Source organism: Blastococcus deserti (assembly GCF_042682525.1).
GTDB lineage: Bacteria > Actinomycetota > Actinomycetes > Mycobacteriales > Geodermatophilaceae > Blastococcus_B > Blastococcus_B deserti.
Window position 1 is genome coordinate 231,043 of record NZ_JBHUHP010000030.1, and the last position, 23,747, is coordinate 254,789.

Annotated in this window: 28 protein-coding genes; 10 read left to right on the forward strand and 18 right to left on the reverse strand. The window is 73.6% G+C overall.

The genetic code is table 11. The features are described from left to right. Nucleotides 1-119 precede the first annotated feature (119 nt). The 3 genes from ACFSHS_RS21000 (at nt 120) to ACFSHS_RS21010 (ending at nt 2,415) form a co-directional block, all read left to right on the forward strand. Nucleotides 120-1,094 carry a ferritin-like domain-containing protein gene (locus ACFSHS_RS21000; RefSeq protein WP_376880445.1) on the forward strand — a complete coding sequence of 325 codons (975 nt, stop codon included), beginning with the start codon at nt 120-122 and terminating at the stop codon, nt 1,092-1,094. A 254-nt stretch (nt 1,095-1,348) separates the two neighbouring features. Continuing rightward, the gene (locus tag ACFSHS_RS21005; RefSeq protein WP_376880447.1) at nt 1,349-1,759 is read left to right on the forward strand and encodes a hypothetical protein; all 411 of its coding nucleotides are present in this window, start codon (nt 1,349-1,351) and stop codon (nt 1,757-1,759) included. A 488-nt stretch (nt 1,760-2,247) separates the two neighbouring features. Then, complete coding sequence (locus ACFSHS_RS21010; RefSeq protein WP_376880450.1) at nt 2,248-2,415, forward strand: hypothetical protein; 168 nt, start codon at nt 2,248-2,250, stop codon at nt 2,413-2,415. 72 nt (nt 2,416-2,487) lie between these two features. Here ACFSHS_RS21010 and ACFSHS_RS21015 read toward each other — a convergent pair whose 3' ends face one another. After that, nucleotides 2,488-2,883, reverse strand: a complete 396-nt coding sequence (locus ACFSHS_RS21015) for a PaaI family thioesterase (protein WP_376880452.1) — start codon at nt 2,881-2,883, stop codon at nt 2,488-2,490. 242 nt (nt 2,884-3,125) lie between these two features. Here ACFSHS_RS21015 and ACFSHS_RS21020 point away from each other — a divergent pair, with 242 nt between their 5' ends. Together ACFSHS_RS21020 and ACFSHS_RS21025 are read left to right on the forward strand one after the other, a co-directional pair. Continuing rightward, entirely contained in the window at nt 3,126-3,551 is a 426-nt protein-coding gene (locus tag ACFSHS_RS21020; RefSeq protein ID WP_376880455.1) for a YciI family protein, read from the forward strand. Next, nucleotides 3,551-4,846, forward strand: a complete 1,296-nt coding sequence (locus tag ACFSHS_RS21025) for an RNA polymerase sigma factor (protein ID WP_376880458.1) — start codon at nt 3,551-3,553, stop codon at nt 4,844-4,846. The genes ACFSHS_RS21020 and ACFSHS_RS21025 overlap by 1 nt, the downstream gene beginning before the upstream one ends. On the opposite strand, the gene ACFSHS_RS21030 is transcribed toward ACFSHS_RS21025, so the two are convergent. The 4 genes from ACFSHS_RS21030 to ACFSHS_RS21045 form a co-directional block, all read right to left on the reverse strand. Beyond that, nucleotides 4,831-5,208, reverse strand: a complete 378-nt coding sequence (locus tag ACFSHS_RS21030) for a hypothetical protein (protein ID WP_376880460.1) — start codon at nt 5,206-5,208, stop codon at nt 4,831-4,833. The two genes, ACFSHS_RS21025 and ACFSHS_RS21030, sit on opposite strands and share 16 nt — an antisense overlap. A gap of 104 nt (nt 5,209-5,312) precedes the next feature. Continuing rightward, complete coding sequence (locus ACFSHS_RS21035) at nt 5,313-5,741, reverse strand: MarR family winged helix-turn-helix transcriptional regulator (protein WP_376880463.1); 429 nt, start codon at nt 5,739-5,741, stop codon at nt 5,313-5,315. Between the two features lie 17 nt (nt 5,742-5,758). Next, nucleotides 5,759-5,983 (reverse strand): hypothetical protein, encoded by a 225-nt coding sequence (locus ACFSHS_RS21040; RefSeq protein WP_376880466.1) that lies wholly within the window; start codon nt 5,981-5,983, stop codon nt 5,759-5,761. Between the two features lie 122 nt (nt 5,984-6,105). Next, nucleotides 6,106-6,420, reverse strand: coding sequence for a hypothetical protein (locus tag ACFSHS_RS21045; RefSeq protein ID WP_376880468.1), 315 nt, complete (start codon nt 6,418-6,420; stop codon nt 6,106-6,108). A gap of 122 nt (nt 6,421-6,542) precedes the next feature. On the opposite strand from ACFSHS_RS21045, the gene ACFSHS_RS21050 reads away from it, so the two are divergent. Together ACFSHS_RS21050 and ACFSHS_RS21055 are read left to right on the forward strand one after the other, a co-directional pair. Beyond that, a complete protein-coding gene (locus tag ACFSHS_RS21050) occupies nt 6,543-7,463 on the forward strand; it encodes a bacteriorhodopsin (RefSeq protein WP_376880471.1) in 921 nt (306 codons plus the stop codon). A 2-nt stretch (nt 7,464-7,465) separates the two neighbouring features. Further along, complete coding sequence (locus ACFSHS_RS21055; protein ID WP_376880473.1) at nt 7,466-8,509, forward strand: Brp/Blh family beta-carotene 15,15'-dioxygenase; 1,044 nt, start codon at nt 7,466-7,468, stop codon at nt 8,507-8,509. Here the strand turns inward: ACFSHS_RS21055 and ACFSHS_RS21060 are convergent. The 5 genes from ACFSHS_RS21060 to ACFSHS_RS21080 all read right to left on the reverse strand — a co-directional run bounded on the left by ACFSHS_RS21060 (nt 8,458) and on the right by ACFSHS_RS21080 (nt 11,327). Beyond that, nucleotides 8,458-8,916, reverse strand: coding sequence for a GNAT family N-acetyltransferase (locus tag ACFSHS_RS21060; protein WP_376880475.1), 459 nt, complete (start codon nt 8,914-8,916; stop codon nt 8,458-8,460). The two genes, ACFSHS_RS21055 and ACFSHS_RS21060, sit on opposite strands and share 52 nt — an antisense overlap. Nucleotides 8,917-8,962: 46 nt before the next feature. Then, nucleotides 8,963-9,481 carry a DUF6328 family protein gene (locus tag ACFSHS_RS21065; protein WP_376880477.1) on the reverse strand — a complete coding sequence of 173 codons (519 nt, stop codon included), beginning with the start codon at nt 9,479-9,481 and terminating at the stop codon, nt 8,963-8,965. A gap of 154 nt (nt 9,482-9,635) precedes the next feature. Further along, on the reverse strand, nt 9,636-10,181 hold the full coding sequence (locus tag ACFSHS_RS21070; protein ID WP_376880480.1) for a hypothetical protein: 546 nt from the start codon (nt 10,179-10,181) through the stop codon (nt 9,636-9,638). 88 nt (nt 10,182-10,269) lie between these two features. After that, nucleotides 10,270-10,539 (reverse strand): DUF2277 domain-containing protein, encoded by a 270-nt coding sequence (locus ACFSHS_RS21075; RefSeq protein ID WP_376880482.1) that lies wholly within the window; start codon nt 10,537-10,539, stop codon nt 10,270-10,272. A 95-nt stretch (nt 10,540-10,634) separates the two neighbouring features. Beyond that, nucleotides 10,635-11,327 (reverse strand): hypothetical protein, encoded by a 693-nt coding sequence (locus ACFSHS_RS21080; protein WP_376880484.1) that lies wholly within the window; start codon nt 11,325-11,327, stop codon nt 10,635-10,637. A 139-nt stretch (nt 11,328-11,466) separates the two neighbouring features. Here ACFSHS_RS21080 and ACFSHS_RS21085 point away from each other — a divergent pair, with 139 nt between their 5' ends. The 3 genes from ACFSHS_RS21085 to ACFSHS_RS21095 all read left to right on the forward strand — a co-directional run bounded on the left by ACFSHS_RS21085 (nt 11,467) and on the right by ACFSHS_RS21095 (nt 14,408). Beyond that, nucleotides 11,467-11,880, forward strand: a complete 414-nt coding sequence (locus ACFSHS_RS21085) for a hypothetical protein (protein WP_376880487.1) — start codon at nt 11,467-11,469, stop codon at nt 11,878-11,880. An 89-nt stretch (nt 11,881-11,969) separates the two neighbouring features. Then, nucleotides 11,970-12,869, forward strand: coding sequence for an SDR family NAD(P)-dependent oxidoreductase (locus ACFSHS_RS21090; protein WP_376880490.1), 900 nt, complete (start codon nt 11,970-11,972; stop codon nt 12,867-12,869). Between the two features lie 174 nt (nt 12,870-13,043). Then, nucleotides 13,044-14,408 (forward strand): MFS transporter, encoded by a 1,365-nt coding sequence (locus ACFSHS_RS21095; protein ID WP_376880492.1) that lies wholly within the window; start codon nt 13,044-13,046, stop codon nt 14,406-14,408. Nucleotides 14,409-14,435: 27 nt separating this feature from the next. Here the strand turns inward: ACFSHS_RS21095 and ACFSHS_RS21100 are convergent, their stop codons facing one another. The 8 genes from ACFSHS_RS21100 to ACFSHS_RS21135 form a co-directional block, all read right to left on the reverse strand. Next, entirely contained in the window at nt 14,436-15,218 is a 783-nt protein-coding gene (locus ACFSHS_RS21100; protein ID WP_458199562.1) for a 3-oxoacyl-ACP reductase, read from the reverse strand. A 2-nt stretch (nt 15,219-15,220) separates the two neighbouring features. Continuing rightward, entirely contained in the window at nt 15,221-16,591 is a 1,371-nt protein-coding gene (locus ACFSHS_RS21105) for an aldehyde dehydrogenase family protein (protein ID WP_376880495.1), read from the reverse strand. A 73-nt stretch (nt 16,592-16,664) separates the two neighbouring features. Further along, complete coding sequence (locus ACFSHS_RS21110; RefSeq protein ID WP_376880498.1) at nt 16,665-18,041, reverse strand: glutamine synthetase family protein; 1,377 nt, start codon at nt 18,039-18,041, stop codon at nt 16,665-16,667. Between the two features lie 4 nt (nt 18,042-18,045). Further along, complete coding sequence (locus ACFSHS_RS21115) at nt 18,046-19,599, reverse strand: amino acid permease (protein WP_376880501.1); 1,554 nt, start codon at nt 19,597-19,599, stop codon at nt 18,046-18,048. Nucleotides 19,600-19,704: 105 nt separating this feature from the next. Further along, nucleotides 19,705-20,391: a gamma-glutamyl-gamma-aminobutyrate hydrolase family protein gene (locus ACFSHS_RS21120; RefSeq protein ID WP_376880503.1), complete on the reverse strand. Its 687-nt coding sequence runs from the start codon at nt 20,389-20,391 to the stop codon at nt 19,705-19,707. A gap of 122 nt (nt 20,392-20,513) precedes the next feature. After that, a complete protein-coding gene (locus tag ACFSHS_RS21125) occupies nt 20,514-22,148 on the reverse strand; it encodes a tripartite tricarboxylate transporter permease (protein ID WP_376880506.1) in 1,635 nt (544 codons plus the stop codon). Then, entirely contained in the window at nt 22,148-22,660 is a 513-nt protein-coding gene (locus ACFSHS_RS21130; RefSeq protein WP_376880508.1) for a tripartite tricarboxylate transporter TctB family protein, read from the reverse strand. The genes ACFSHS_RS21125 and ACFSHS_RS21130 overlap by 1 nt, the downstream gene beginning before the upstream one ends. After that, a complete protein-coding gene (locus ACFSHS_RS21135) occupies nt 22,657-23,670 on the reverse strand; it encodes a Bug family tripartite tricarboxylate transporter substrate binding protein (protein ID WP_376880510.1) in 1,014 nt (337 codons plus the stop codon). The genes ACFSHS_RS21130 and ACFSHS_RS21135 overlap by 4 nt, the downstream gene beginning before the upstream one ends. Nucleotides 23,671-23,747: the final 77 nt, after the last annotated feature.

Here is a 23,747-nt window from a genome sequence, read left to right on the forward strand (position 1 = left end):
GCGAGAGAAGGTGACGAGGGTCACTGCTAGCAATACGCTTGCTGGAGTTAGCACCCCGCGGACGCGGGGCATGCACGAACCCGTCAGGTCATCCCCGATCTCTGGAGTTGTCCCCCGTCATGACCGACAGCAACAGCAAGCTCATCAACCAGCTGCGCGCCCTCGTCCTGCTCACGCAGACCGAGGAGCAGGTCGCACGCACCCGCGTCTCGCAGGCCCGCACCGACGCCGTCCGCCGCGAGCTCACCCAGAACGCCGACAACGCCGCCGCCCGCAGCCTCGAGATCACCGAGCAGCTGCGCGCCCTCGGTGGCGTGCCGGACGTCGTGACCCCGACGGTCGGCCGCCTGTCGGCCGTCATCAAGGCCACCTTCGAGCAGGCCGCGCCCGTCGAGGAGGCCCTGCTCACCGACCTGCAGCTCGAGCACCAGCTGCTCGACCGCGCCACCTACCTGAAGGTCCTCGCCGACCAGGCCGGCGAGATCAAGGTCCGTCAGCTCGCCGAGAAGCTCATCGACGCCCACAAGGCGACCGTCGAGTGGCTGACCGTCGTCCTCGCCGAGGAGGCCATGGGCGGTCCCGCCGCTCTCGTCCCGACCCCGGTGCAGAAGGTCGCCGGTGGCGTGGCCCGGGCGGTCAACGCCCCCGTCCGCTTCTGGGCCAACACGGTGAACAACGCCGTGAACTCGGTGAAGCACGCCGGTGAGGAGACCTCCGGCCGCTTCGCCGCCGTCACCGACCGGGCGCACGCGCTGACCGAGGCCGTCCGCGAGACGCTCACCGCCGGCCGCAGCGCCTCGCTGCGTCGCGCCGAGCAGATCGCGCAGCGCGAGGGCAACCGCGACGCCGCGCAGGCGGCCAAGTCCGCCCGTGAGGACCTCGGCGACGTCTCCGCCGACGAGCTGCCGATCAAGAACTACGACAACCTGTCCGTCAGTGACGCCGTCAAGGCCATCAAGGGCCTGCGGACGCCGCGCGACATCCAGGTGATCATCCGGTACGAGGAGACCCACAAGAACCGGTCCAACGTCGCCAGCGCGGCGCAGACCCAGCTGGCCGCCCTGGCCAAGGAAGCCGTGGGCGTCGACAGCTGAGAAAGGAGCCCCTCCTTCCCACTCCTCGCAGGCTCGGGGGCGGGCCGGGGAGGGGGCCTGACTCCTCCTACCGCCCGCAGTCTCGGGGCGGGGCGCGGAGGGGGCCGAAAGGGCCCGCACCCTGGTCGGGGTGCGGGCCCTTCCCGTGTCCGGGTCTGTCCGGTGCGTAGCGCCCCGCCCGGCCCGGGTCCGGTCGGGAACGTCACGCGGAGCGGGGGTTTGGCGGTCCGGCGCCGGCGGGGAAGTCTCGGGCCATGAGCATCACGCCCGAGGCCCTGGAGGCGGAGTTCTCCCTGACGACGGCCGCAACGCGCCTGGACTTCCTCAGCCGCCGCGACAGCGGGGACACCGCGCTGAACACCGCGCAGGTCACCGACGACGACGACTGGAGCTCCCTGATGTCCATCGACACCTCGCTGGACACCTACGAGGCGTTGGAGCTGCTGGCCCTGGGCGAGGTGGTCTCCCGCAAGGCCCACGACAGCCAGCTGATCGGCATCCGGGCGGCCCTGCGTGGCGGTGCCGACTGGGACCAGATCGGCTCGGCGCTGGGAACCAGCCCCGACGCCGCGTACGACGCCTTCCAGGACGCCATCACCCGCACGCTCGACGACGACGCCGCCGCCTCGGCGCGGGAGCTGGCCGGCGCCCGTCCCTCCCGCTGATCCGCGGCGGGATCCAGCGGTCCGGTCCGGGCGACCGGGGCCGCTCACCAGCGGAGCGGGTACATCTCCCGCGACTGCGCCGTCCGGCAGGCCCGGCAGTGCCCCCAGGTGACGATGCTCAGCGGCGACGTGGGCGCGCCGCACTCCGGGCAGTCGACGGTCTCCCGGGCATGGGCCCGGGCCTCGCTGATCTCCTTGGACCGTTCCTCGTGGATGGTCTGGTCACCCCGGCAGGGGCAGCCCAGCGGGGCTTCGGCGCAGCGTCCGGACCATGTGGCGACGGGGTGCCTCCCAGGCAGCAGAGATGGTGCCCCCTGACGCTACCCACCCGTGCCGGTTCCGCGCGTCCCCCGCACGGGGCATCGTCGGCGATTCGTGCCGTCCCGAGGTCCCGTGCCGTGGATGCGTAGCCCCCGGCTGTCGGGGCATGAGAAGCGCAGCAGCCGACGGCGGCCCCTGTCCGGGCCGACCCCCGCGGAGGAGTTCCCATGTCGACGACCGATGGCACGCCCGACCGCGACCAGCCCCGCGACCGCCAGGGCGGGCCCACCGAGGCCGGGCGCCGGCGGGGCCGCATCCTGATCCCCGCGATCATCGTGGGGATCATCCTGGTCATCTTCGCCTTCATCCTGCTGGTCAGTCAGATCGGCAGGTGAGCGCCGGTCAGCTCAGCGGCCCGCGACCGCTCACCTGACTCGGGCGCACGCGTTCGGCTGACCTCGTGGCCGTCAGCGGTGCAGCAGGGCGAACGTCGCGACGGCGTGGGCCAGGCTGCGGCCCTCCTGCTCGACGTCGGCCTCGGTGACCGTCAGGTGCTCGCCACGAGTGCGGACCCGCGCGGTGACGGTGAGCTCCCCGGGCTTGCCCGGGCGCAGGTAGGTGACGGTCAGCTGGCTGGTGGCCGGCACGTCGCCGTCGTCGACGGTGGACCGGACTGCGGTGCCCATGGCCGTGTCGACGAGGGTCGCCAGCACTCCGCCGTGCAGCGTGCCGGCCTGGTTGAGGTGCTCCTCCCGGGCGGTGAAGGACATCCGTGCCGAGCCGTCGTCGGCCACCTCCGCCCGCGCGCCCAGTCGCTCCGCGAATCCGCCCGCCGCCACGCTGCCTGCTCCGTCGTCGCTCACGCCGCCTGCCCTACCCGGCGGAGCGGAGGGCACGCACCGTGGGACCGGTGGACGCGTGGTCGTGGACCTCCGGCGCCGAACGGCCCCACCGGCCGGGCCGGAGGACGGCGCCGGAGAAAATCTTGTGGAGTGGTGTCGATCCGGGCGAGGGTCGTTCGACGGGTGAGTAGAGCGGGGTCCGCGCCGGTCCCGGACGACCGGCCTCCGTTCACCGAGCAGCACACGACAGAGGGGATCGGGAAATGCGCTTCATGGTGATCGTCAAGAGCAACGAGGACAGCGAGAAGGGCGTCATGCCCACCGAGCAGGAACTCGCCGAGATGGGCGCCTACAACGAGGAGCTGGCCAAGGCCGGCGTCATGCTCGCGGGGGAGGGCCTGCACCCGAGCTCGAAGGGTGCACGCGTCCGCTTCGACAAGGACAACCGGGCGACGGTCGTCGACGGGCCGTTCGCCGAGACCAAGGAACTGGTCGCCGGCTTCTGGATCCTCGAGGTGTCCTCCCGCGAGGAGTGCATCGAGTGGGTGAAGAAGGCGCCGTTCCGCGACGGCGAGGTCGAGATCCGGCAGGTGTTCTCGGACGACGACTTCGGCGACGCGTTCACTCCCGAGCTGCGCGAACAGGAGGCGCGGATCCGGGCGACCACCGCCGCCCAGCACGGCTCCTGATGCCGGAAGCGCCCGCCCGGACGGCGTCGGCGACCGCGGTGCACCGCGTCGTCGACGCCGTCTGGCGCATGGAGTCGGCCCGCATCGTCGGTGCCCTCACCCGGGTGACCGGTGACGTCGGGCTGGCGGAGGAGCTGGCCCAGGACGCCCTGGTGGCCGCGCTGGAGAAGTGGCCCGAGGCCGGCGTGCCCGACAAGCCGGGGGCCTGGCTCATGGCGGCGGCCAAGCACCGCGCGATCGACACCTTCCGGCGGACGGAGAACCTGCAGCGCAAGACGGCCGAGCTCGGCCGGGAGCTGGTGCAGCGGGAGCAGGAGGACCCGGACTGGGCCGCCGCCCTCGACGAGGTGGTCGAGGACGACGTCCTGCGACTGGTCCTCATCTCCTGCCACCCGGTGCTCTCACGCGAGGCGCGGGTGGCGCTGACCCTGCGGCTGGTCGGCGGCCTGACCACCGACGAGATCGCCCGCGCCTTCCTGGTCGCCGAGTCGACCGTGGCCCAGCGGATCGTCCGGGCCAAGCGCACGTTGACGGCGGCCCGCGTGCCGTTCGAGGTGCCGGCCGGCGCGGAATTCACCGCCCGCCTCGGGTCGGTGCTCGAGGTCGTCTACCTGATCTTCAACGAGGGCTATTCCGCCACCTCGGGACAGGAGTGGGTGCGCCCGGCGCTGTGCCAGGAGGCTCTCCGGCTGGGGCGCATCCTCGCCGGGCTCACCCCCGGGGAGTCGGAGGTGCACGGCCTGGTGGCGCTCATGGAGATCCAGGCCTCGCGGCTGCGGGCGCGCGTCGGGCCCTCCGGGGAGCCGGTGCTGCTGGCCGACCAGGACCGCGCCCGCTGGGACCGCACCCTCATCGGCCGGGGCCTCGCCGAGCTGGAACGGGCCGAGCGGGCCGGGGCCGGCCTCGGGCCGTACGCCCTCCAGGCCGCGATCGCCGCCTGCCACGCCCGCGCCGCCACGGTCGAGGACACCGACTGGCCCCGCATCGCCGCCCTCTACGAGGCGCTCGCGGAGCTCTCGCCCTCACCGGTCGTGGAGCTCAACCGCGCCGTCGCGGTGTCCCGCGCCTACGGCCCGGCCGCTGGGCTGGAGCTCGTCGAGGCCCTCGCCGACGTCCCGGCACTGCAGGGCTACCACCTGCTCCCGACCGTCCGCGGCGACCTGCTCGAGCAACTGGGACGGCGCGACGAGGCGCGCGCCGAGTTCCAGCGGGCGGCGACGCTCACCCGCAACGAGCGGGAGCGGGGAGTGCTGATCGGCCGCGCCGAGGCGTGCGCCCGTCAGGTCGGCGCCTGACCTCCGCTCCGGACCAGCCGCCGGGCGTGCGCCTCCTCCTCCGGGAGCACCGACGAGGCGTACGACTCCACCAGCTCCCACGTCGTACGGCTGCCGTCGGGGGAGTCGCCCCAGCCGCGGGCGAGCACTCCGTCGACCACGCTGCGGACGCGCTCCTCGTCGCCGGGCTCCGCGGCGAACAGCAGGCGGAGCGTGAGCTCCCCGCCGGCCCGGTGGACGCGGGTGTGGTGCGGCGCCAGCGGGCACGGTGGGTCGTGCGACCAGCTGCCGCACAGGGCCAGGGTGATCGCCCCACCCGGGGTGCGTTCGTCGCCGCCGTCCTCCAGGACGAGGACGGCGGTGTGGGCGAACGCCTGGCGCATCCGGTCAGCGTGCACCCGGGCCGGCGTCCGCGGAACGGCGGTGCCGCCCCGCGGTGCCGCCCGTCCAGCCATCGGCAGTCGGCCACCTCGCCGGTCACGGGAGTTCAGTCGGGCCGCGCGTTCTCGGCGAGCTGCGCCAGCAGGCGCCGGAGCTCCGCGACGTCCGCGTCGTCCAGGCCCGCCCGCAGCCGGCCGTCGAACGAGGCCGCGGCCCGTCGCAGCCGCAGGAACAGGTGTTCGCCGGATTCCGTCACAGTGACGCGCTGGACGCGGCGGTTGGCGGTCTCCCGCTCGCGGATCACGAGGCCGGCCCGCTCGAGCGTGTCGAGGTGGTGGGTGAGGGTCGGCTGGCGGACGCCGATGGCCGCGGCGAGATCCGCCTGCGTCCGGTGCTGCCCGGTGGACAGCGCGCGCAGCACCTGCCACGTCGGGGTCGACCCGCCGGCGGCGACGAGCACGTCGTCGAACGCCCGGCCCAGCTCCTTGGCGACGCGGCCGATCAGCAGGCTCAGGGACTCGTCGGAGCCGGTCATGGAGTCACCTTAGGCATCTAAGCGTTAGACGCCTCATCGTCGTACGGCTCGACGCGGCGCAGGAACGCGCGGATCGCCAGGTGGTGCGACAGCGCTTCGCGGTGCCCGTCGCAGGCGGCCCAGACCTTCTCGCGGTCGGGCGTGTGCACGCGGGGGTTGTTCCAGACCAGCCGCCACCGGGCCCGCTCCCGGCACCCCTTCGCCGAGCAGAGCGCGATGCCGTCCACCGGGTCGTCGTCCACGCGGCCGATGTTGCGCGCTCCGCCGTGGGCGCGGCGACCCCACCGCAGCTGTCGGGACGTCGACGACCACGCGTTCGCCCGCCGTGGCCCGCCGACGGAGGGGGCCCGATCACGGGGAGGGCTCAGGCCAGTCGGCGCAGGAGGGCCCGCGCCACAGCGGCCGCCGCGGGCTCGACCCGCTCGGCCCGGGCCGCGGCGCGCAGCCACTCCGCCAGCGGTGCGGCGAGAGCGGGGGAGAGGGCGGCGATCCACGCTCCCGTCCGCGCTCGGCCCTCGGCGACGTGCTCGACGCCGCCGTCGCCGGTGTGGGCCACCACCTCCGGTCGGGTGGCGAGCAGGCCGCCCAGCTGCCAGTCCCCACCGGTGGTGCGGGCGGCCAGCTGCTCGAGCCGGTCGGCCGCAGCGAGCAGCTCCGTCCGCGCGTCCACGCCCGTCATCCTCGTCCTCTCCGTGCGCGGCCCCGGTTGCGCGTCCCGACCGGGGGTAGGGCCGGTCGACCGGGCCGGGTCGCACGGGTCCGGGCCGGGTTCGCAGTCCCCTCTCGCCACGGAGCCCCCCCATGGATACCCCCACGCCCGAGTTGCAGACGATGCCCCTGGGTCTCTACGACGTCGTCCAGCTGGCGATCCTGGGCGCGGGCTTCGCCTTGTTCGCCTACTTCGTCTACTCGTGGAACAGCAAGGACGAGGTGTCGCCGCGCTACCGGCCCTCCGTCCTGGCCGGCCTCTGCCTGGCCGGCGTGGCGATGGTGGCCTATCTGATCCTCTACATCGACTGGGACACCGGCTTCCGCCTCGAGGGCGAGGTCTACGTCCCCAACGAGGAGGCGCGGACGACGCTGGGCACCCGGTACATCGACTGGTCGATCACCGTCCCCCTGCTGACCGTCGAGCTGCTCGCCGTCTGCTCCGTCGCCGGCGCCGCGGCGCGCAAGTTGCGCTTCACCACCATGGCCGCGGCCTTCCTGATGATCGTCACCGGGTACATGGGCTCGCAGGTGCTGTCCGAGGGGCGTGACGCCACGGCGCTGGTGGTGTGGGGCCTGATCAGCACGGCCTTCTTCGTCTACCTGTACGTCGCGCTCATCGGTGCCGTGCGCGCGTCGCTGCCCACCATGGGCGCCGAGGCCGCGGCCAGCCTGCGCAACGCGACCGTCCTGCTCCTGAGCAGCTTCGGGGTGTACCCGCTGGTCTACGCCATCCCGGTCTTCGTCGACGTCACCCCGGCGTGGTTCACGGCGATGCAGGTCGGCTACTCCGTCGCCGACGTGATCGCCAAGGTCGGGTTCGGCGTCCTGACGCACAAGGTCGCCAAGCTCCGCACCGCCGAGGACGTGGTCAAGGGCATCGACACCCATCCGGAGCCGGTGTGGTCCAGCCACGTCCACAAGAGCGACGCGGTGCTGCCCGAGCTGGGCCGGGTGTCGCCGTCCGTGCTCGCCGCGCTGCTGGGCGAGGACGCCGGCCGCGCCCGGCGCTGACCGTGCCGGAGCGGTCCACCGCCGCGGACGCCGGCCCGGAGGCCGTCGGCGGCGTCGGCGATCGATTCGCGGCCCCGGCCCGTGCCGCCACGCGGCTGTCCCTGGCCCTCGCCGGAGCGGTCCTGGCGGTGGAGCTCGTGGTCCCCGGCGGCTGGGGTGCCGCCTCCTGGACGGTGCTGGTCGCCGGGCTGCTCCTCGGCCTCCCGCACGGTGCGGTCGACCACCTGGTGCCCGCCTGGCGGCTGGGCTGGCGCCCGGCCCGGCTGGCGTCGTTCGGCCTCGGGTACGCCGCTCTGGCCGCCGTGGCGTATCTCGTCTTCCGGGCGGCGCCCGGCCCGTCGCTCGCGGTCTTCGTGCTCCTCTCGGTGTGGCACTTCGGCAGCGGCGAGACCGCGTTCGCCGACCTGCGTGCCGGGCGGCCGGTGCGTCCGCGGCCGGCGGCCTCGCTCATCCTCGGCGCCGTCGTCCTCCTGGTGCCGCTGCTCCGGGGGCTCGACGCCCCCGCCGGTGACGTGGCCGCGCTGACCGCCGCCGTGGCTCCGGGATGGGGCGGTCCGCCCGGCGCCGGCACCTCCGTCGTCCTGGTGGCGAGCGTCGGTGCTGCGGCGGTGCTGGCGGCCACCCGGGCCCGGCGGCGCCGGTGGCTGGAGGCCGTCGACGTCGCCGTGCTGACGGCCCTGGCCGTCGTCGTGCCGCCCCTGGCCGCGTTCGGCGTGTACTTCGGGGCCTGGCACTCCCTGCGGCACGTCGCGCGGGTCGTCGCCGAGGACCCGGCCAACGCCGCCGAGCTCGCGGCCGGAGTGCTCGGCCGGCCGATGCGCCGGTTCGCCCTGGTCGCCGCCGGCCCGACCGGCGCGGTCGGGGTCGTGCTGGTCTGCCTCTGGTCGTGGGCCGGCGGCTGGCGCGGCCTCGTGGCCACCGACCTGCCGCTCCTGGCCGCGCTCACGGTGCCGCACGTGCTCGTCGTCGCGTGGTCGGACCGGGCGACGGTCGATCAGGCGGGCTCTCGGCGCATGGGCACGTGCGGGATGCCGTCCTCGACGTAGCCAGGTCCGTTGCGCCGGAAGCCGAACTGCCCGTACCAGTTCTCCAGGTGTGCCTGCGCGCCCAACGTGATGGGGAGTCCCTCGCACATCGCGATGCCCTCGGCCATCAGCCGGGCCGCCAGGCCCCGGCCCCGGAAGGGCGCCGCGGTGGCGACCCGGCCGATGGCCCGGGTCGCCCCGTCGTCCAGGACCCGGATCGTCGCGGCCACCTCGCCGTCCGACTCCAGCCACACGTGCACGGTGGCGGGCTCGGTGTCGCGGCCGTCCAGCTCCGGATACGGGCACTCCTGCTCGACGACGAAGACGTCCACCCGCAGCCGGCACAGCGCATACACCTCGAACGGCGTCAGCTCGGCGAACCGTGCCCGGCGCAGGACGAAGGGGTCGGTGGGGGTGCTGGCGCTCATGCAGGAGTTCTAGCCCACCCCGGCCGGCGCACCGGCGGACGCCCCCTCAGTCGTCGGGCTCGTCGGGCTCGTCCTGCTGGTTCCGCGAGCGCTTCCAGAAGGGGACCAGGACCCACCACCACAACAGCAGGGCGGCGGCGGTCCCGGCCGTCACCCAGGCCTGCGTCCGCGAGAACAGCACGTCCACCACCATCAGGATGGCCGAGCAGATCGCCAGCGCCAGAGCGAGGAGCCCGGCGAAGGCGGACTGGTTGCTACGGCGGAGCAGGCCCTCCTTGTCGTGCTGCCGGAAGAGCACCCGGTGCTGGGCGGCCGGCGCGATGAGCAGGGCGGTGGCGACCGCCGCCGACAGCAGTGCGGCGTAGTACACGTCCCGCTGGAAGTCGCTGATCCGGTCGGCCGCCTGCGAGAACGGGACGATCAGCAGGAAGGCGAAGAGGAACTGCACGCCGGGCAGTGCCACGCGCAGCTCGTTGAGCAGTTCGATCAGCTCGCGGTTGATCCGCTCCTGCCGTGTCTCGCCGCCGCCCGCCCGTCCCGCAGGCCGGCCGTCCGCCTCGGGCATGGCCACCCCTCCACCCGGGCCGGGGCCGGGTGCCCCGGCGACCGAGGACGGTACGCCCCGGCCGCCGGCGCTCGCACGCGGCCGGCCGCGGACGGGTGACAGGTCGACCACTCGATCCGACGACAGGTCGACCCCCGGGCCGGGGGGAGCGGCGTCAGCCGGTGACGCCCTTGGCCACCTCACTGGGACGCTGCTGCTCACCGGCGTAGGAGCTGATGGCCACGAGCGTGCCGGTGAGGGCGGGGATGACCCACTGCAGCGTGTCCAGCTGCTGCTGGGCTGCCGCGACGTCGGCCTGGACGGCCTTGGTCCGCTTGCTCGGCTTCGTGCCCGACTTGGACGGCACGGAGCCGGCCAGCGAGACCCGCTTGCCGAGGACCCGGCTGTACGCGGTCGCGCCGAGGGCAGCGGCGGTGACCAGCGTCTTGAGGGTCGACATGCCGGCGACGCCCTCCTGGGCGGCCACGCGCTGCTTGTTGGCCCGCAGCTGGCCCACGCTGCCGACAAGGTGGGCGCCGATGGCCACGGCGTTGACCGGCGTCCATCGGTCCCAGCCGGCGTTGGCCACCCGGCCGGTCGCCGAATCGGTCCCGGCCTCGCCCGCGGCGGCGTTCAGGGCGACCGCGTTGGCGAGCGTGCCGCCGAACCATGCGGACAGACCGAGGTCGTGCAGCGTGCGGGACAGGGTGTTGCGGGCCATGGCGAACTCCTCGAAAAGGGGTGGGGTCCGCCCTCCCTACCCCGGGCGTCCGGCGTCATGCCGGTTGCCCGCAACCGCCGGCCGGCTCTCAGGTGCCGTAGCGCAGGGCCGCCCGCTGCCGGGCCTTCGCCGCCTCCACCTCGCGGTCCTTGGGCGGGGCGGTGGTCACGAGGGCGTCGAGCAGCCGCGTCGAGGCGGCGGCGACCTCGGCCACGGCCCGGTCGAACGCCTCGGCGTTGACCCGGGACGGCCGGGTCGTGCCGCTGATCTTGCGCACGTACTGGAGGGCCGCGGCCTGGATCTCGTCGTGGGTCGCCGGCGGCTCGAAGTTCGACAGCGGGCGGATGTTCCGGCACATGCCCGCAGCGTATGGAAAGGAGCCCCGGAAGGACCCCGTCCCTCTCCCCGCTCGCACGCTCGGGGCGGTGCCCTGGACGGGCAGGGGGTCCTTCCTCAGGCGTCGAAGCCGGCGCGGTCGACCTTGCGGTGGTACCGCTCGCCGGTCTTGCCGCCGATCAGCGCGCCGAGGAGCGTGACCACGAGGATGGCCACGAGCGTGACGATCGCGGCGGTGGTGGCCGTGCCCTCGTCGACCGGGATGCGCGGCAGGTTCAGCTGCTGCAGCACGTTGTACTGCGCGCCGAGGAGGGCGCCGGCCGCGGCCAGCACCAGGACGACGAGCAGCCCGATCAGCCAGACCGCCATCCCCTGGCGGGCGCCGTCGAACCGGGCCATGCGCCCGGCGACGTACCCACCGGCCAGGTAGGCGACGAACAGGACGACGAGGACGGCGATCCCGCCGCCGATGCCCAGCGTCTCCACCTGCTCGGCGGCCTCGTCGGCGCTGTCGACGCCCTGGGCCAGGCCGAGGGCGACCCCGGCCGCCGACAGGATGGCCACCAGCAGCACGGCCAGGCCGTTGGCCGACAGCCAGCCGAAGAACGCCGCCCCCCACTTGATCCCGCCGAACACGGCGCGCTGGGCGGCCACCGCCTCGCGGGCCGTGCCGCGCGGCGCCGTGGCGCCCTCGGCCGGGATGGGCGCCGTGGCGCCCTCGGCCGGGATGGGCGCCGTGGCCTCGCGCCGGATCTCACGCGTCGGGTCGTGCTGGCTGCCGTCATGCTTGGTGTGGTCGGTGCCGGCCATCTGGATCTCCTTCGTGCCGGTGCGTCTGTGTGGAACCCCTGCGATCCGGATGCCGGTTGCCGCCGGGAGCCGGGAGCAAACGACGAGGGAGCGCGGTCGCCCGTCCGGGTGATCAACGCCACCCGGACGGAGGACGGACGTGACCGTGCTGCTGGTCGACGCGGCCAACGTCGTCGGTGCGCGTCCGGACGGCTGGTGGCGCGACCGCGTCGGCGCGGCCGGACGGCTTCTCGACCGTCTCGCCGGGCTGCCCGGTCGCCGCATCGCGGGACCGGACGGGGAAGGGGTCGTCTGCGACGGCGTGGTCGCGGTCGTCGAGGGCGCGGCCCGGGACGTGCCGGCACCCGCCGGCGTGCGGGTGGAGAGGGCGACCGGCAGCGGCGACGACGCCCTCGCCGCGTGCGCCGCGCGGCTGGTGGCCGACGCCGTCGCGCTGCTCGTCGTCACCGCCGACCGCGGGCTGCGCGCGCGCCTGCCGGCGGGTACCGCGGTGGCCGGGCCGACGTGGCTCCTGGCGCTGCTCGACGAGATCGGTCGTGCGCCGTCGGCATGACGGGGCGGGCACCGGGGTAGCGGCCCGGGAACGCCGAGCCGAGGCGGGCGGGTCGATCGCCCCCCGTCCGGCCCCGAGGAGCTGAGCCCGTGCCCACACCGACGGATCCCGAGCGCCCGCAGACGGTTCTCGTCACCGGTGCCTCCAGCGGTATCGGGCGCGCGACGGCCGTCCAGCTGGCCGGCCGGGGGGCGCGCCTGGTCCTGGTCGCCCGCGCCCGCGAGTCCCTGGAGGAAGCAGCGGCAGAGGCGCTGGCCGCCGGGGCGGGGGCCGCGCTGGTCCGGCCCGCGGACGTCACCGACCCGGACGCGGTCCAGGCCGCCGTCGACGACGCGGTCACCGAGTTCGGCGGCCTGGACGTCGTCGTCCACTCGGCGCAGGTGATGGCCTACGGCCGCATCGAGGACCTGCCGTGTGAGGTGTACGAGCAGGTCGTCGACGTGTCCCTGCACGGCACGGCGAACGTGGCGCGAGCGGTCCTGCCGGTGTTCCGCACGCAGGGCGCCGGCCACCTCGTCGTCGTCAACTCGCTGCTCGGCAACATCGCCGCACCGCTGATGGGCAGCTACGTCACCGCCAAGTGGGGCCAGCTCGGCCTCATCCGCGTCCTCCAGCAGGAGACCCGGGACGAGCCGGGCATCTCGGTGTCGGCCGTCCAGCCGGGAGGCGTGGACACGCCCATCTACTTCCAGGGGGCGACCTGGACCGGCAGCACGGGCCGGCCGCCGCCGCCGGTGTACTCGCCGCAGCGGGTGGCCCGGGCGGTCCTGTCGACCTTGGACCGGCCCCGCAGGGTGGTGCAGGCGGGCCTGTTCAACCCGCTGATCACTCTCGGTTTCCGGCTCGTGCCGGGGGTCTTCGACGTGCTGGTCGGGCCGCTCTTCCAGCGCATGGCCGTCGCGAACGACGACGTGCCGCCGACCGAGGGCAACGTCTTCGAGTCCAACCCCGCCGGGAACGCGACGGAAGGGCGCTGGCGGAGCATCTGAGGTTCCTGTGACGGGGGAGTGGGCACACTCACCCCGTCGGACGGGCTCGTGGAGCGGCGACGGCTCCCGATGCCTGTCACCGTGGAGACGGGTGCCCGAGGTCGTGTGCTCCGTCCCCCGCCTCCAGGCCACCTCCCGAAGACGCGAGTGGCCGGCGTCTTCGAGAGGTCCGCCATGCCCGCCCTGTCCCTGCTGCCGCGCGCCCGCGTGCCGGTTCCCGGCCGTGTCCGGTCGGCCGCCACCCGCGTCCCCCCGCCGTCCGTCGCGCGGCTCCGTGCCGCCGTCACCGCCCTGTTCGTGCTCGACGGCGCGGTCTTCGGCAGCTGGGCCGCCCGGGTGCCGGACGTCGCAGCCCACGTCGGCGCCGGTCACAGCACGCTCGGGATCGCGCTCCTCTGCCTGTCCCTCGGGGCGCTGGTCTGCATGCGCTTCACGGGCGCCTGGTGCGCCCGGTTCGGCGCCGGGCCGGTGAGCGCCGCCGGTGCGGTCGCGGTGTCGGCGGCCGCCCTCCTGCCGGGGCTGGTGTCCTCGGTGACCGCCCTGTGCGTCGCCCTCTTCGCCTTCGGCGCCGCCACCGGCATGGTCAACGTCGCGGCCAACGCCGTCGGGGTGCAGGTGGAGGCGAGCGTCGGCCGGCCGATCCTCTCCGGACTGCACGCCGGCTTCAGCCTTGGCGGGCTCGCCGGGGCGCTCGTCGGCGGCGCGGTCTCGTCGGTGCTCGGCGTGGCCGGGCACCTGGCGCTCGTCGCCGCGGCGGGCCTGTTCGTCAGCGCCTGGGCCCTGCCCGCCCTCGTCGGCGCCGGCCGGGGCGCGGCCCCCGATGCGGCCACCCGCCCGGGCGGGGCGACGCGCCGGCCGACGGCGGTGCTCGTGGTGCTCGGCGCGATCGCGGGCTGCACCGCGTTCGGCGAGGGCGCGCTGACCGACTGGGGCGCGCTGCTGCTGCGCGAGCACCTGGGCGCGCCGGCCGCCGTGGCCGCCGCCGGGTACGCCGGCTTCTCCCTCGCGATGGCCTGCGGCCGGCTGGCCGGGAGCCGTCTCCTCCAGGCGATGGGGGAGCGGCGGCTCCTGGTCGGCGGTGCGCTGCTGGCCGCGGCGGGTGCCGTCGCGGCAGTGACCACGTCCTCGCTCGCGGTCGCGTTGGCCGGCTTCGTGCTCGTGGGACTGGGCCTGGCCAACGTCTTCCCGCTGGCGATCGGCCGCGCCGGCCTGCTCGGTGGCGCCCGGGGCATCGCGCTGGCCACCACCGTGGGCTACACGGGGCTGCTCGGTGGTCCGCCCGCGATCGGTCTGCTCGCCGATGCCGCCGGCCTGCCCGTCGCGGTCGGCTCGGTCGCGGTCCTGGCTGTGGTGGCCGCCGTCCTCGTGCTCACCGTCTCCGGGGAGCGGGTCCGGATGCCCCGGCCGCGGACCCTGCTCGACCGGGCCGTCGCCACCGTCGGCGTCCGGCTCCAGCCCGTGGTGTCCGGTTTCGGGCACGGGACCGGCGTCTACGTGCGCGATCTGCAAGCGCTGATCCCCGAGCCGCCGACCCGCTGACGGCGGTTCGTCCGAACCGCCGGTGGCTCAGACCGGCGTCACGTAGGCGCCGCTGATCCCGCCGTCCACCAGGAACTCGGACGCGGTGATGAACGAGGAGTCGTCCGAGGCGAGGAAGGCGACGGCGGCCGCGATCTCGTCAGCTTCGGCGAACCGGCCCATCGGGATGTGCACGAGGCGGCGGGCCGCCCGCTCCGGGTCCTTCGCGAAGAGCTCCTGGAGCAGCGGGGTGTTCACCGGCCCCGGTGACAGCGCGTTGACCCTGATGCCCTCGCGCGCGAACTGCACGCCGAGCTCCCGGGACATCGCGAGCACGCCGCCCTTCGACGCCGTGTAGGAGATCTGCGAGGTCGCCGCGCCCATGCGCGCCACGAACGACGCCGTGTTGATGATCGAGCCGCGCCCACGCGCCTGCATGTGCGGGATGGCGGCCTTGCAGCAGAGGTAGACCGACGTCAGGTTCACCTCCTGGACCCGGCGCCAGGCGTCGAGGCCGGTGACCAGGATGGAATCGTCGTCCGGCGGGGAGATGCCGGCGTTGTTGAACGCGACGTCCAGACCGCCGAACGTGTCGACGGCCGCCTGGAACAGCGCGTCGACCTGCTCGGGCGAGGTGACGTCGACCTGGACGAACAGCCCGCCGACCTCGTCCGCGGCGGTCTTGCCCGCCTCGGGGTCGACGTCGCCGACGACGACGTGCGCGCCCTCCGCGGCGAGGCGGCGCACGCTTGCCAGCCCGATGCCGCTGCCGCCGCCGGTCACCACCGCGACGCGGCCCACCAGCCGCCGCACCACTGCCTGTTCGTCCACCGTCAGCCCTCCGTCGCCAGGAACACGTTCTTCTCGTCGGTGAAGGAGTGCAGCGCGTCCGGCCCGAGCTCGCGGCCGAGACCGGACTGCTTGAAGCCGCCGAACGGCGTGGAGTAGCGCACCGACGAGTTGCTGTTGACCGACAGGTTGCCGGCCTCGATGCCGCGGGAGACCCGCAGCGCCCGACCGAGGTCGCGCGTCCAGATCGACCCGGACAGCCCGTACTCGCCCTGGTTGGCCATGCCGATCGCGTCCGCCTCGTCCTCGAACGGCACGACGGCGACGACGGGGCCGAAGATCTCCTCGGTGACCGCACGGTCGCTCGGATCGACCGGTGCGAGCACCGTCGGCGGGAACCAGAAGCCGGGGCCGTCGGGCACGCTGCCGCGGAAGGCCACCGGCGCGTCGTCGGGGACGTAGGAGGCGACCCGCTCCCACTGGCCGCGGCTGATCAGCGGCCCCATCTCGGCGGTGTCCAGCCCCGGGTCCTCGACCCGCACGCCCTTGACCGCCGGCTCCAGCAGGTCCATGAACCGGTCGTAGGCCGATCGCTGCACGAGGATCCGGGAGCGGGCGCAGCAGTCCTGCCCGGCGTTGTCGAAGACGGCGTAGGGCGCGCTCGCCGCGGCCTTCTCCAGGTCTGCGTCGGCGAAGACGACGTTGGCGCTCTTGCCGCCGAGCTCCAGGGTCACCCGCTTGACCCGCTGGGCGCAGCCGGCCATCACGCCCTTGCCGACCGCCGTGGAGCCGGTGAAGACGATCTTGCGCACGTCGGGGTGCTCCACGAGCCGTTGCCCGACGACCGAGCCCCTGCCCGGGAGCACCGTGAACACGTCCTCCGGCAGTCCCGCCTCCGTGGCCAGCTCGGCCAGGCGCATCGCCGTCAGCGGGGTGAGCTCGGCGGGCTTGAGCACGACCGTGTTGCCGGCGGCGAGAGCAGGTGCGAACGCCCATCCGGCGATCGGCATCGGGAAGTTCCAGGGCACGATCACGCCGACGACGCCCAGCGGCTCGTGGAAGGTGATGTCCACGCCGCCGGCCACGGGGATCTGCTTGCCGAGCAGCCGCTCGGGCGCCGCGCTGTAGTAGGTCAGGACGTCGCGCACGTTGCCCGCCTCCCAGCGGGCGTTGCCGATCGTGTGCCCGGCGTTGCGCACCTCCAGCCGGGCCAGTTCCTCGAGGTGGTCCTCGACCTGCTCCGCGAACCGGCGCAGGAGGCGGCCCCGGTCGGACGGCGCCACCTGACGCCAGGAGTCGAACGCCCGCCGGGCCCGGGCCACGGCCGCATCCGTCGCGGCGACGTCCGCCAGTGGGACGGTGGTGAGGACCTCCTCGGTGGCCGGGTTGACGACGTCGTAGGACGTGCTGCTCACTCCTGCTCCTCGCTGGCGCTCGTCGCCCGCGTCCGCGGCGCTGCCGTGCTGGTCGGTGAGCTCGCGAGCTCCCTCACAACCGCTCGAACCCCCGGATGCGCTCCCAGTCGGTGACCGCCCGGCCGAAGGCGGCCAGCTCGACGGCGGCCATGTTCGCGTAGTGGTCGACCACGTCGTCGCCGAATGTAGTGCGGGCGAACTCGCTGCCCCGCCAGAGGTCCAGCGCCTCGCCGAGGCCGGTCGGCACGTGCTCGGCGTCCGGGTCGCCGTAGGCGTTGCCCTCGTGGGCCGGCTCCAGCTCCAGCTGCTCCTCGATCCCGGCCAGCCCCGCGGCGACCACGGCCGCCGTGGCGAGGTAGGGGTTCACGTCACCGCCCGGGATCCGGTTCTCCAGCCGCAGGGAGGCCCCGTGGCCGACGAGGCGGAACGCGCACGTGCGGTTGTCGCGGCCCCAGCGGAGCGCCGTCGGGGCGAACGAGCCCTCGACGTAGCGCTTGTAGGAGTTGATGTTGGGTGCGAGGAGCAGGGTCAGTTCGCGCATGTACCGGAGCTGCCCGGCGACGAAGGACCGGCCGACGTCGGACAGGCCGTCGGGGGCGCCGTCGTCGGCCATGACCAGCGACCCGTCGGTGCCCCGGAAGCTGCAGTGGATGTGGCACGAGTTGCCCTCGCGCGCGTCGTACTTCGCCATGAAGGTCAGCGCCATGCCCTCCTGGGCGGCGATCTCCTTGGCGCCGTTCTTGTAGACGACGTGGCCGTCGCAGGTGCGGCACGCCTCGTCGTAGCGGAAGGCGATCTCGTGCTGGCCCAGGTTGCACTCGCCCTTGGCCGACTCGACGACCAGGCCGGCGCCGGTCATGTCGTTGCGGATGCGCCGCAGGAGCGGCTCGATCCGCGCGGTGCCCAGGACGGAGTAGTCGACGTTGTACTGGTTGGCCGGCGTCAGGTCGCGGTAGCCGGCGTCCCACGCCTGCTCGTAGGTGTTCCGGAAGACGATGAACTCGAGCTCGGTGCCGACGTAGGCCCGCATCCCGGCGTCGGCCAGGCGCTGGGTCTGCCGGGCGAGCACCTGGCGTGGGGACGCGACGACCGGGCTGCCGTCCTCCCAGCGGAGGTCGGCCAGCACCATCGCCGTGCCGGGGTTCCAGGGCACCCGCCGCAGGGTCGACAGGTCGGGTTGCATCACGAAGTCGCCGTAGCCGGTCGACCACGACGACATCGCGTAGCCCTCGACGGTGTTCATGTCGACGTCGACGGCGAGCAGGTAGTTGCACCCCTCGGTGGCGTGCTCCAGGACGACGTCCAGGAAGTACCGGGCGTGCAGCCGCTTGCCCTGCAGGCGGCCCTGCATGTCGGTGAACGCGACCAGGACGGTGTCCACGTCACCGTGGTCCACCTGCCGGCGCAGGTCCTCGACGGTGAGGGCCGGACGAGGGGCGTCAGGCCGCATCTGATCAGGCAAGGCTCTCCAGTTCCCGCTCCGCCGCGGCCAGCTCCTCCGGCGAGCCCTGGACCTTCGGGCCGGTGAACCACGTGCGGGCCGACACGACCCACCAGATCCCGGCGAAACCGAGCACCACCAGGACGGCGACGGGCGTGTAGTTGAAGGTCTCGGCCGTGACCGGGCTGACCTGGGGGAGCATGAACAGCACGGTGATGAAGGCCACCCAGGTGACGGCGATGATGCCGATCGGCCGGCTCCACCGGCCGAGGTGCCAGGGGCCCCGTTCGAAGTCGTCGCCCTGGCGCAGCCGGAGGAAGGTCGGGAGCACGTAGGCGATGTACAGCCCGATCACGGCGATCGACGTGACCGCCGCGTACGCGGTCACGTTCCACAGGTAGGGCAGTCCGAGCAGGAAGGCGCCGCCCGCGGCGAGCCAGATCGCGTTGGTCGGCGTCCGGGTGCGGGGGTTGATGCGGTGCCACAGGTGCGAGGCGGGCAGCGCACCGTCGCGCGAGAACGCGTAGATCATCCGCGAGTTGGCGGTGACCGACGCCATGCCGCAGAACAGCTGGGCGCCGATGGCGATGAGCAGCAGCAGCTTCCCGCCCGTGACACCCACCGCGTCGACGAAGATCTGCGCCGGCGGGACGCCGGTGTCGGGGGCCGCCAGCGCGTTGTCGTAGCTCTGGATGGCGAACGTGAGTCCGACCAGCAGCACCCAGCCGGCGATCACCGAGACGACGATCGACATGACGATGCCGCGCGGCCCCGAGACCGACGCGTCCCTCGTCTCCTCGGTCATGTGCGCCGAGGCGTCGTACCCGGTGAGGGTGTACTGCGCGAGCAGCAGCCCGATCAGCGCGACGTAGAGACCGGACTGCCAGCCGGTGTTGTTCACGAACTCGGTGAACACGAAGGACGCGGACTGGTGGCTGTCAGGGACGAACGCGAGGACGCCGACGATGACCGCGACGCCGACGACGTGCCACCAGACGCTGACGTCGTTGAGCAGTGCCACGATGCGGACGCCGAACTGGTTAATCGCGCCGTGGACCAGCAGGATCAGGCCGAAGAGCAGGATCGTGTGCCACGGCCGGGTATCGAAGCCGAACTGCAGGTCCAGGAACGCGTTGAGGAAGAAGGCGGCGCCGAAGTCGATGCCGGCGGTCACGGCGACCTGGCCGAGGAAGTTGAACCAGCCGGTGAACCACGACCACGCGGCACTGTTCTTCTTCGCCAGCTTGGCCGCCCAGTAGTACAGGCCGCCGGCCGTGGGGAAGCTCGAGCAGACCTCCGCCATGGCCAGGCCGACGAAGAGGGTCATCAGCCCGACGATCGGCCAACCCCAGACGATGACGGCCGGCCCACCGGTGTTCAGCCCGAACGCGTACAGCGTCAGGCAGCCGGACAGGATCGAGATGATCGTGAAGGAGACCGCGAAGTTCGAGAACCCGGACATGTGCCGGGCGAGCTCCTGGGCGTACCCGAGCTGGTGGAGCCGCTGTGTGTCGCTGTCGTGCTGCGCCGGCTCGTCGGCGCGGGTCACAGGCTCACTGGTGCTCATGCGGGTCCTACCTTCAGGCGGCTCGCTGGTCCCGGGTGGGGGACCGGACCCTAGAGCTGCGCGTTCGCCCCGCACAAGATCTGGACGCGGTAGTTTCCCGGCCCGCTACCGCGCGGCTGCCACGTGGGCTGCGAACAAGCGGTGGTCCAGCCCTTCCTCCGGGTGCCACTGCACCCCGAGGCAGAACCTCCGGTCGGCCGCCTCGACCGCCTCCACCACGCCGTCCTCGGCCCAGGCGGACGGCGTCAGCTCCGGCGCGATCCGGGCGACCGCCTGGTGGTGGTGGCAGGCCACGGGCGCCGTCGCGCCCAGCAGCTGGTGCAGCCGTGTCCCGGGCTGCGTGCGCACCTGCCGCTGCTGGTACCGCCCCGGGCCGGGATCGTGCGTCCCGGTGTTCTCGACGTCGGGCAGGTGCTGGACGAGGTCGCCGCCGAGCGCCACGTTGAGCAGCTGCATGCCGCGGCAGATGGCCAGCACCGGCAGGTCGCGGTCGAGGGCGGCCCGCAGCGCGGTGAGCTCGGACTCGTCACGCTCGGGCCGGACGACGGTGGTGTGCGGCCCCGCCGACTGGCCGTAACGCGCGGGGTCGACGTCGGCGCCGCCGGCGACGACCAGCCCGTCCAGCCGGTCGACCACCGCGGCGCTGACCGCGCCCGTCGGCAGCAGCACGGGCTCCCCGCCGGCCTCGGCGACGGCGTCCGCGTAGGAGGCCGGCAGCAGCACCGCGGGCACGTGCCAGGTGCCCCACTGCGCCGTCTCGCGGTAGGTGGTGATGCCGATCAGCGGGCGCATGAGACCCCTTGCTCGCGGCCGTGGTCCATGACGGTCAGTCTGCCCCGTGCGACGGCACGGAGGCCGGGAACGCAGTCTCCTGCGCCCCCGGCCTCCGCTCCGTGCACGCAGGCACACCGACCTCAGGGGCCGCTCGGCTCCCCGGAGTCGGGCTTCCTGCCGGCCGGGTCGCCGACGTGGTCGCCGACGTGCCGCTCCACCGAGACGGCGGTGGTGAGCCCGGTGTGGTGGTGCGCCTCCTCGATCTCGTGCACCGCCTCCGCCAGCACCGGCACCGCCGCCTTGCGGGGCAGCGCCAGGCGGACCAGCGGCCAGAGCAGGACCAGCGCGACGATCACGTAGACGATCGTCGACATCGGCGTGACGAGCCCGTCGAGCTGGCCGTTGCTGATCTGCAGCGCCTGGCGGAGCTCCTCCTCCGCGTAGGGGCCGAGGATGACGCCGATGATGGCCGGAAGCAGCGGCAACCCGTACCGCCGCATCGTGAACCCCAGGGCGCCGATCACCAGCAGCAGGATCAGGTCGAACGACGAGGCGTTGGCCGCGTAGGCCCCCAGGCTGGCGAAGAAGAGGATCCCCGCGTAGAGGTACGAGCGGGGGATCCGCAGCAGCCGGGCCCACAGCGGTGCCAGCGGCAGGTTGAGCAGCAGCAGCGCCGTGTTGCCGATGAAGAGGCTGGCGATCAGGCCCCACACCAGCTCCGGCTCGGTCTCGAACAGCCGGGGCCCGGGCTCGATCCCGTAGCTCTGGATCGCGTACAGCATGACCGCGGCCGTCGCCGTCGTCGGGATGCCCAGGGTCAGCAGGGGGACCAGACCGCCCGCGGCGGAGGCGTTGTTCGTCGCCTCCGGGCCCGCGACGCCCTCGATGGCGCCCTTGCCGAACTCCTCGGGCTTCTTGGACAGGCGCTTCTCGGTGACGTAGGAGAGGAACGTCGGGATCTCCGCGCCACCGGCGGGGACGGCGCCGAAGGGGAAGCCGATCGCGGTGCCGCGCAGCCACGGCTTCCAGGAGCGCCGCCAGTCCTCGCCGCTCATCCGGGGGTTGCCCACCGGGATGACGTCGATCGGCCGGCGGCGCAGGTGGGCCGCCGTCCACAGCGCCTCGCCGACGGCGAACAGCCCGACCGCCACGACGATCACGTCGATGCCGTCGGCGAGCTGCGGGATGCCGAAGGTGAGCCGCTGCTGCCCGGAGGTGCGGTCGATGCCGATGAGCCCGATCGTGAGCCCGAGGCCCAGGGCGGCCAGCCCGCGGACCCGGGAGCTGCCGAGGACCGAGGTCACCGCGATGAACGCGAGCACCATGATGGCGAAGGTGTCGGCGGGCGAGACCTCGACGGCCAGGTCGGCGACGGTGGGGGCGACCAGCGCGAGCAGGAGCGTGGCGATGGTGCCGGCGACGAAAGAGCCGATCGCGGCGGTGGCCAGGGCCTGGGCCGCGCGGCCCGCCCGGGCCATCTTGTTGCCCTCGATCGCGGTGACCACCGACGCGCTCTCGCCGGGGGTGTTCAGCAGGATCGAGGTGGTGGATCCGCCGTACATGCCGCCGTAGTAGATGCCGGCGAACATGATGATGGCGCTGGTGACGTCCAGGCTGCGGGTCAGCGGCAGCAGCAGCGCGACCGTCATGGCCGGGCCGATGCCCGGCAGCACGCCGATCGCGGTGCCCAGCAGCACACCCAGCAGCGCGAACATGAGGTTCGTCGGCGTCAGGGCGGTCGCGAACCCGCCCGCCAGATCGGTCAGCGCGCCCATCAGAGGATCCCCCTCAGGATGCCCACGGGAAGGGCGATGCCCAGGCCGAGGACGAACAGGTACCAGGAGCCGACGCCAAGGACGACGGCGATGATCGCGTCGCGGACGTAGTGCCGGCTGCCCAGCGCGAACGCCGAGCCCCAGAACAGGATCGCCCCGGAGATCGGCCAGCCGAGCGGCTCGATCAGCAGGGCGTTGGCGACGAACGCCGCCGCCAGGAGCGCGATCGTCGTCCAGTCGCTGCGGCCGGTGAGCTCGATGTCCTCGCCGCCCTCCGGCTCGCCGCGGCCACCCCGCCAGACGTCGACGGCCAGGAAGACGGCGACGACCACGAGCAGGCCGCCGACGACCAGCGGCACCGCTGCCGGGCCGACCGGACCGCGGGCGATCCGGCTCTCCGGCAGGAGCAGCGCCTGCACGACGACGAGGACACCGAGCGCCCCCAGGAACAGGGCCACCCCGAGTTCGGAGCGGCCCTGTTCCTTGGCGCCGCCGGGAGCGGCAGAACTCATGCCAGGCCCAGCTCGCTCATGACGGACTGGACCCGCTCGCTCTCCTCGGTGAGGAAGTCGCCGAACTCGTCACCGGTGAGGAAGGCGTCGGTCCAGCCCTGGTCCTCCAGGACCTGCTGCCAGGCGTCGCTGCCGTGCATCTCCTCGATGGCGTCGACGAAGCGCTGCCGGTCCTCGTCGGAGATGCCCGGGGCGGCCACGATCCCGCGCCAGTTGGCGAAGACCAGGTCCACGCCCTCCTCGGTCAGGGTCGGGGCGTCGACCCCCTCGACGGGCTCCTCGCTGGTGACCGCGAGGATGCGGACGTCACCGGCCGCGGCGGACTCGGTCACCTCACCGACGCCGGTCGCGGCGAAGGCCACGTCCCCGCCGAGGATGCCGGCCAGCAGCTCGCCGCCGCCGTCGTAGGGCACGTAGTTGACGTCGGCCGGCTTCACGCCGACCTCCTGCGCCAGGAGCATCGGGGTCAGGTGGTCGGGGCCACCCGGGTTGGAGGCGCCGCCGACGGGGGTGTTGCCCGGGTCGGCCTTCCACGCCGTGACCAGGTCGTCGATCGACTGGAACGGGGAGTCGCCGGGGACGACGATCGCCTCGGCCTCCTCGATCAGCTTGGCGATCGGGGTCGTCTGGTCGAGGGTCGCCTCGGACTGGTTGCTGAACTGGGCGCCGACGACGCCGAGCCCCATCTGCATGAGCAGCTCGGCGTTGCCCTCCTCGTTGACCAGGCGCTGCAGGCCGACGGTGCCGCCCGCGCCCTCGAGGTTGAACACCTCGATGTTGGCGGCCAGCTCCTCCTCCTCCAGGACCTTGGCGACCTCGCGGCCGGTCGTGTCGTACCCGCTGCCGGGGGAGTTCGGGACCATCAGCCGCAGGCCGCTGATCGGGCCCTCGCCGCCGCCCTCGGACGCCGAGCCGCCCTCGGCGGTGGTGCCGCACCCGGTGAGCACGAGCCCGGCGGCGAGCCCGCTGAGGGCGCCGACGGTGAGCTTCCGCAGGGAAGCAGTGCGCATTGTGTCCTCCTGTGTGTCCGGCGGGTTCCCGCCGTTTGAAGGAAAGATGGCGACGGGAGTGGGCCGTGTCACCCTTG

Bases quoted from the DNA above. Each gene is read 5' to 3' on its own strand.
- ACFSHS_RS21010 (WP_376880450.1), top strand. From the start codon at position 2,248: ATGTCGACGACCGATGGCACGCCCGACCGCGACCAGCCCCGCGACCGC.
- ACFSHS_RS21130 (WP_376880508.1), bottom strand. From the start codon at position 22,660: ATGAGTTCTGCCGCTCCCGGCGGCGCCAAGGAACAGGGCCGCTCCGAA.
- ACFSHS_RS21060 (WP_376880475.1), bottom strand. From the start codon at position 8,916: ATGAGCGCCAGCACCCCCACCGACCCCTTCGTCCTGCGCCGGGCACGG.
- ACFSHS_RS21000 (WP_376880445.1), top strand. From the start codon at position 120: ATGACCGACAGCAACAGCAAGCTCATCAACCAGCTGCGCGCCCTCGTC.
- ACFSHS_RS21110 (WP_376880498.1), bottom strand. From the start codon at position 18,041: ATGCGGCCTGACGCCCCTCGTCCGGCCCTCACCGTCGAGGACCTGCGC.
- ACFSHS_RS21065 (WP_376880477.1), bottom strand. From the start codon at position 9,481: ATGCCCGAGGCGGACGGCCGGCCTGCGGGACGGGCGGGCGGCGGCGAG.
- ACFSHS_RS21050 (WP_376880471.1), top strand. From the start codon at position 6,543: ATGGATACCCCCACGCCCGAGTTGCAGACGATGCCCCTGGGTCTCTAC.
- ACFSHS_RS21095 (WP_376880492.1), top strand. From the start codon at position 13,044: ATGCCCGCCCTGTCCCTGCTGCCGCGCGCCCGCGTGCCGGTTCCCGGC.
- ACFSHS_RS21120 (WP_376880503.1), bottom strand. From the start codon at position 20,391: ATGCGCCCGCTGATCGGCATCACCACCTACCGCGAGACGGCGCAGTGG.
- ACFSHS_RS21020 (WP_376880455.1), top strand. From the start codon at position 3,126: ATGCGCTTCATGGTGATCGTCAAGAGCAACGAGGACAGCGAGAAGGGC.
- ACFSHS_RS21135 (WP_376880510.1), bottom strand. From the start codon at position 23,670: ATGCGCACTGCTTCCCTGCGGAAGCTCACCGTCGGCGCCCTCAGCGGG.
- ACFSHS_RS21115 (WP_376880501.1), bottom strand. From the start codon at position 19,599: ATGAGCACCAGTGAGCCTGTGACCCGCGCCGACGAGCCGGCGCAGCAC.
- ACFSHS_RS21070 (WP_376880480.1), bottom strand. From the start codon at position 10,181: ATGGCCCGCAACACCCTGTCCCGCACGCTGCACGACCTCGGTCTGTCC.
- ACFSHS_RS21025 (WP_376880458.1), top strand. From the start codon at position 3,551: ATGCCGGAAGCGCCCGCCCGGACGGCGTCGGCGACCGCGGTGCACCGC.
- ACFSHS_RS21005 (WP_376880447.1), top strand. From the start codon at position 1,349: ATGAGCATCACGCCCGAGGCCCTGGAGGCGGAGTTCTCCCTGACGACG.
- ACFSHS_RS21035 (WP_376880463.1), bottom strand. From the start codon at position 5,741: ATGACCGGCTCCGACGAGTCCCTGAGCCTGCTGATCGGCCGCGTCGCC.
- ACFSHS_RS21075 (WP_376880482.1), bottom strand. From the start codon at position 10,539: ATGTGCCGGAACATCCGCCCGCTGTCGAACTTCGAGCCGCCGGCGACC.
- ACFSHS_RS21045 (WP_376880468.1), bottom strand. From the start codon at position 6,420: ATGACGGGCGTGGACGCGCGGACGGAGCTGCTCGCTGCGGCCGACCGG.
- ACFSHS_RS21125 (WP_376880506.1), bottom strand. From the start codon at position 22,148: ATGGGCGCGCTGACCGATCTGGCGGGCGGGTTCGCGACCGCCCTGACG.
- ACFSHS_RS21030 (WP_376880460.1), bottom strand. From the start codon at position 5,208: ATGCGCCAGGCGTTCGCCCACACCGCCGTCCTCGTCCTGGAGGACGGC.
- ACFSHS_RS21080 (WP_376880484.1), bottom strand. From the start codon at position 11,327: ATGGCCGGCACCGACCACACCAAGCATGACGGCAGCCAGCACGACCCG.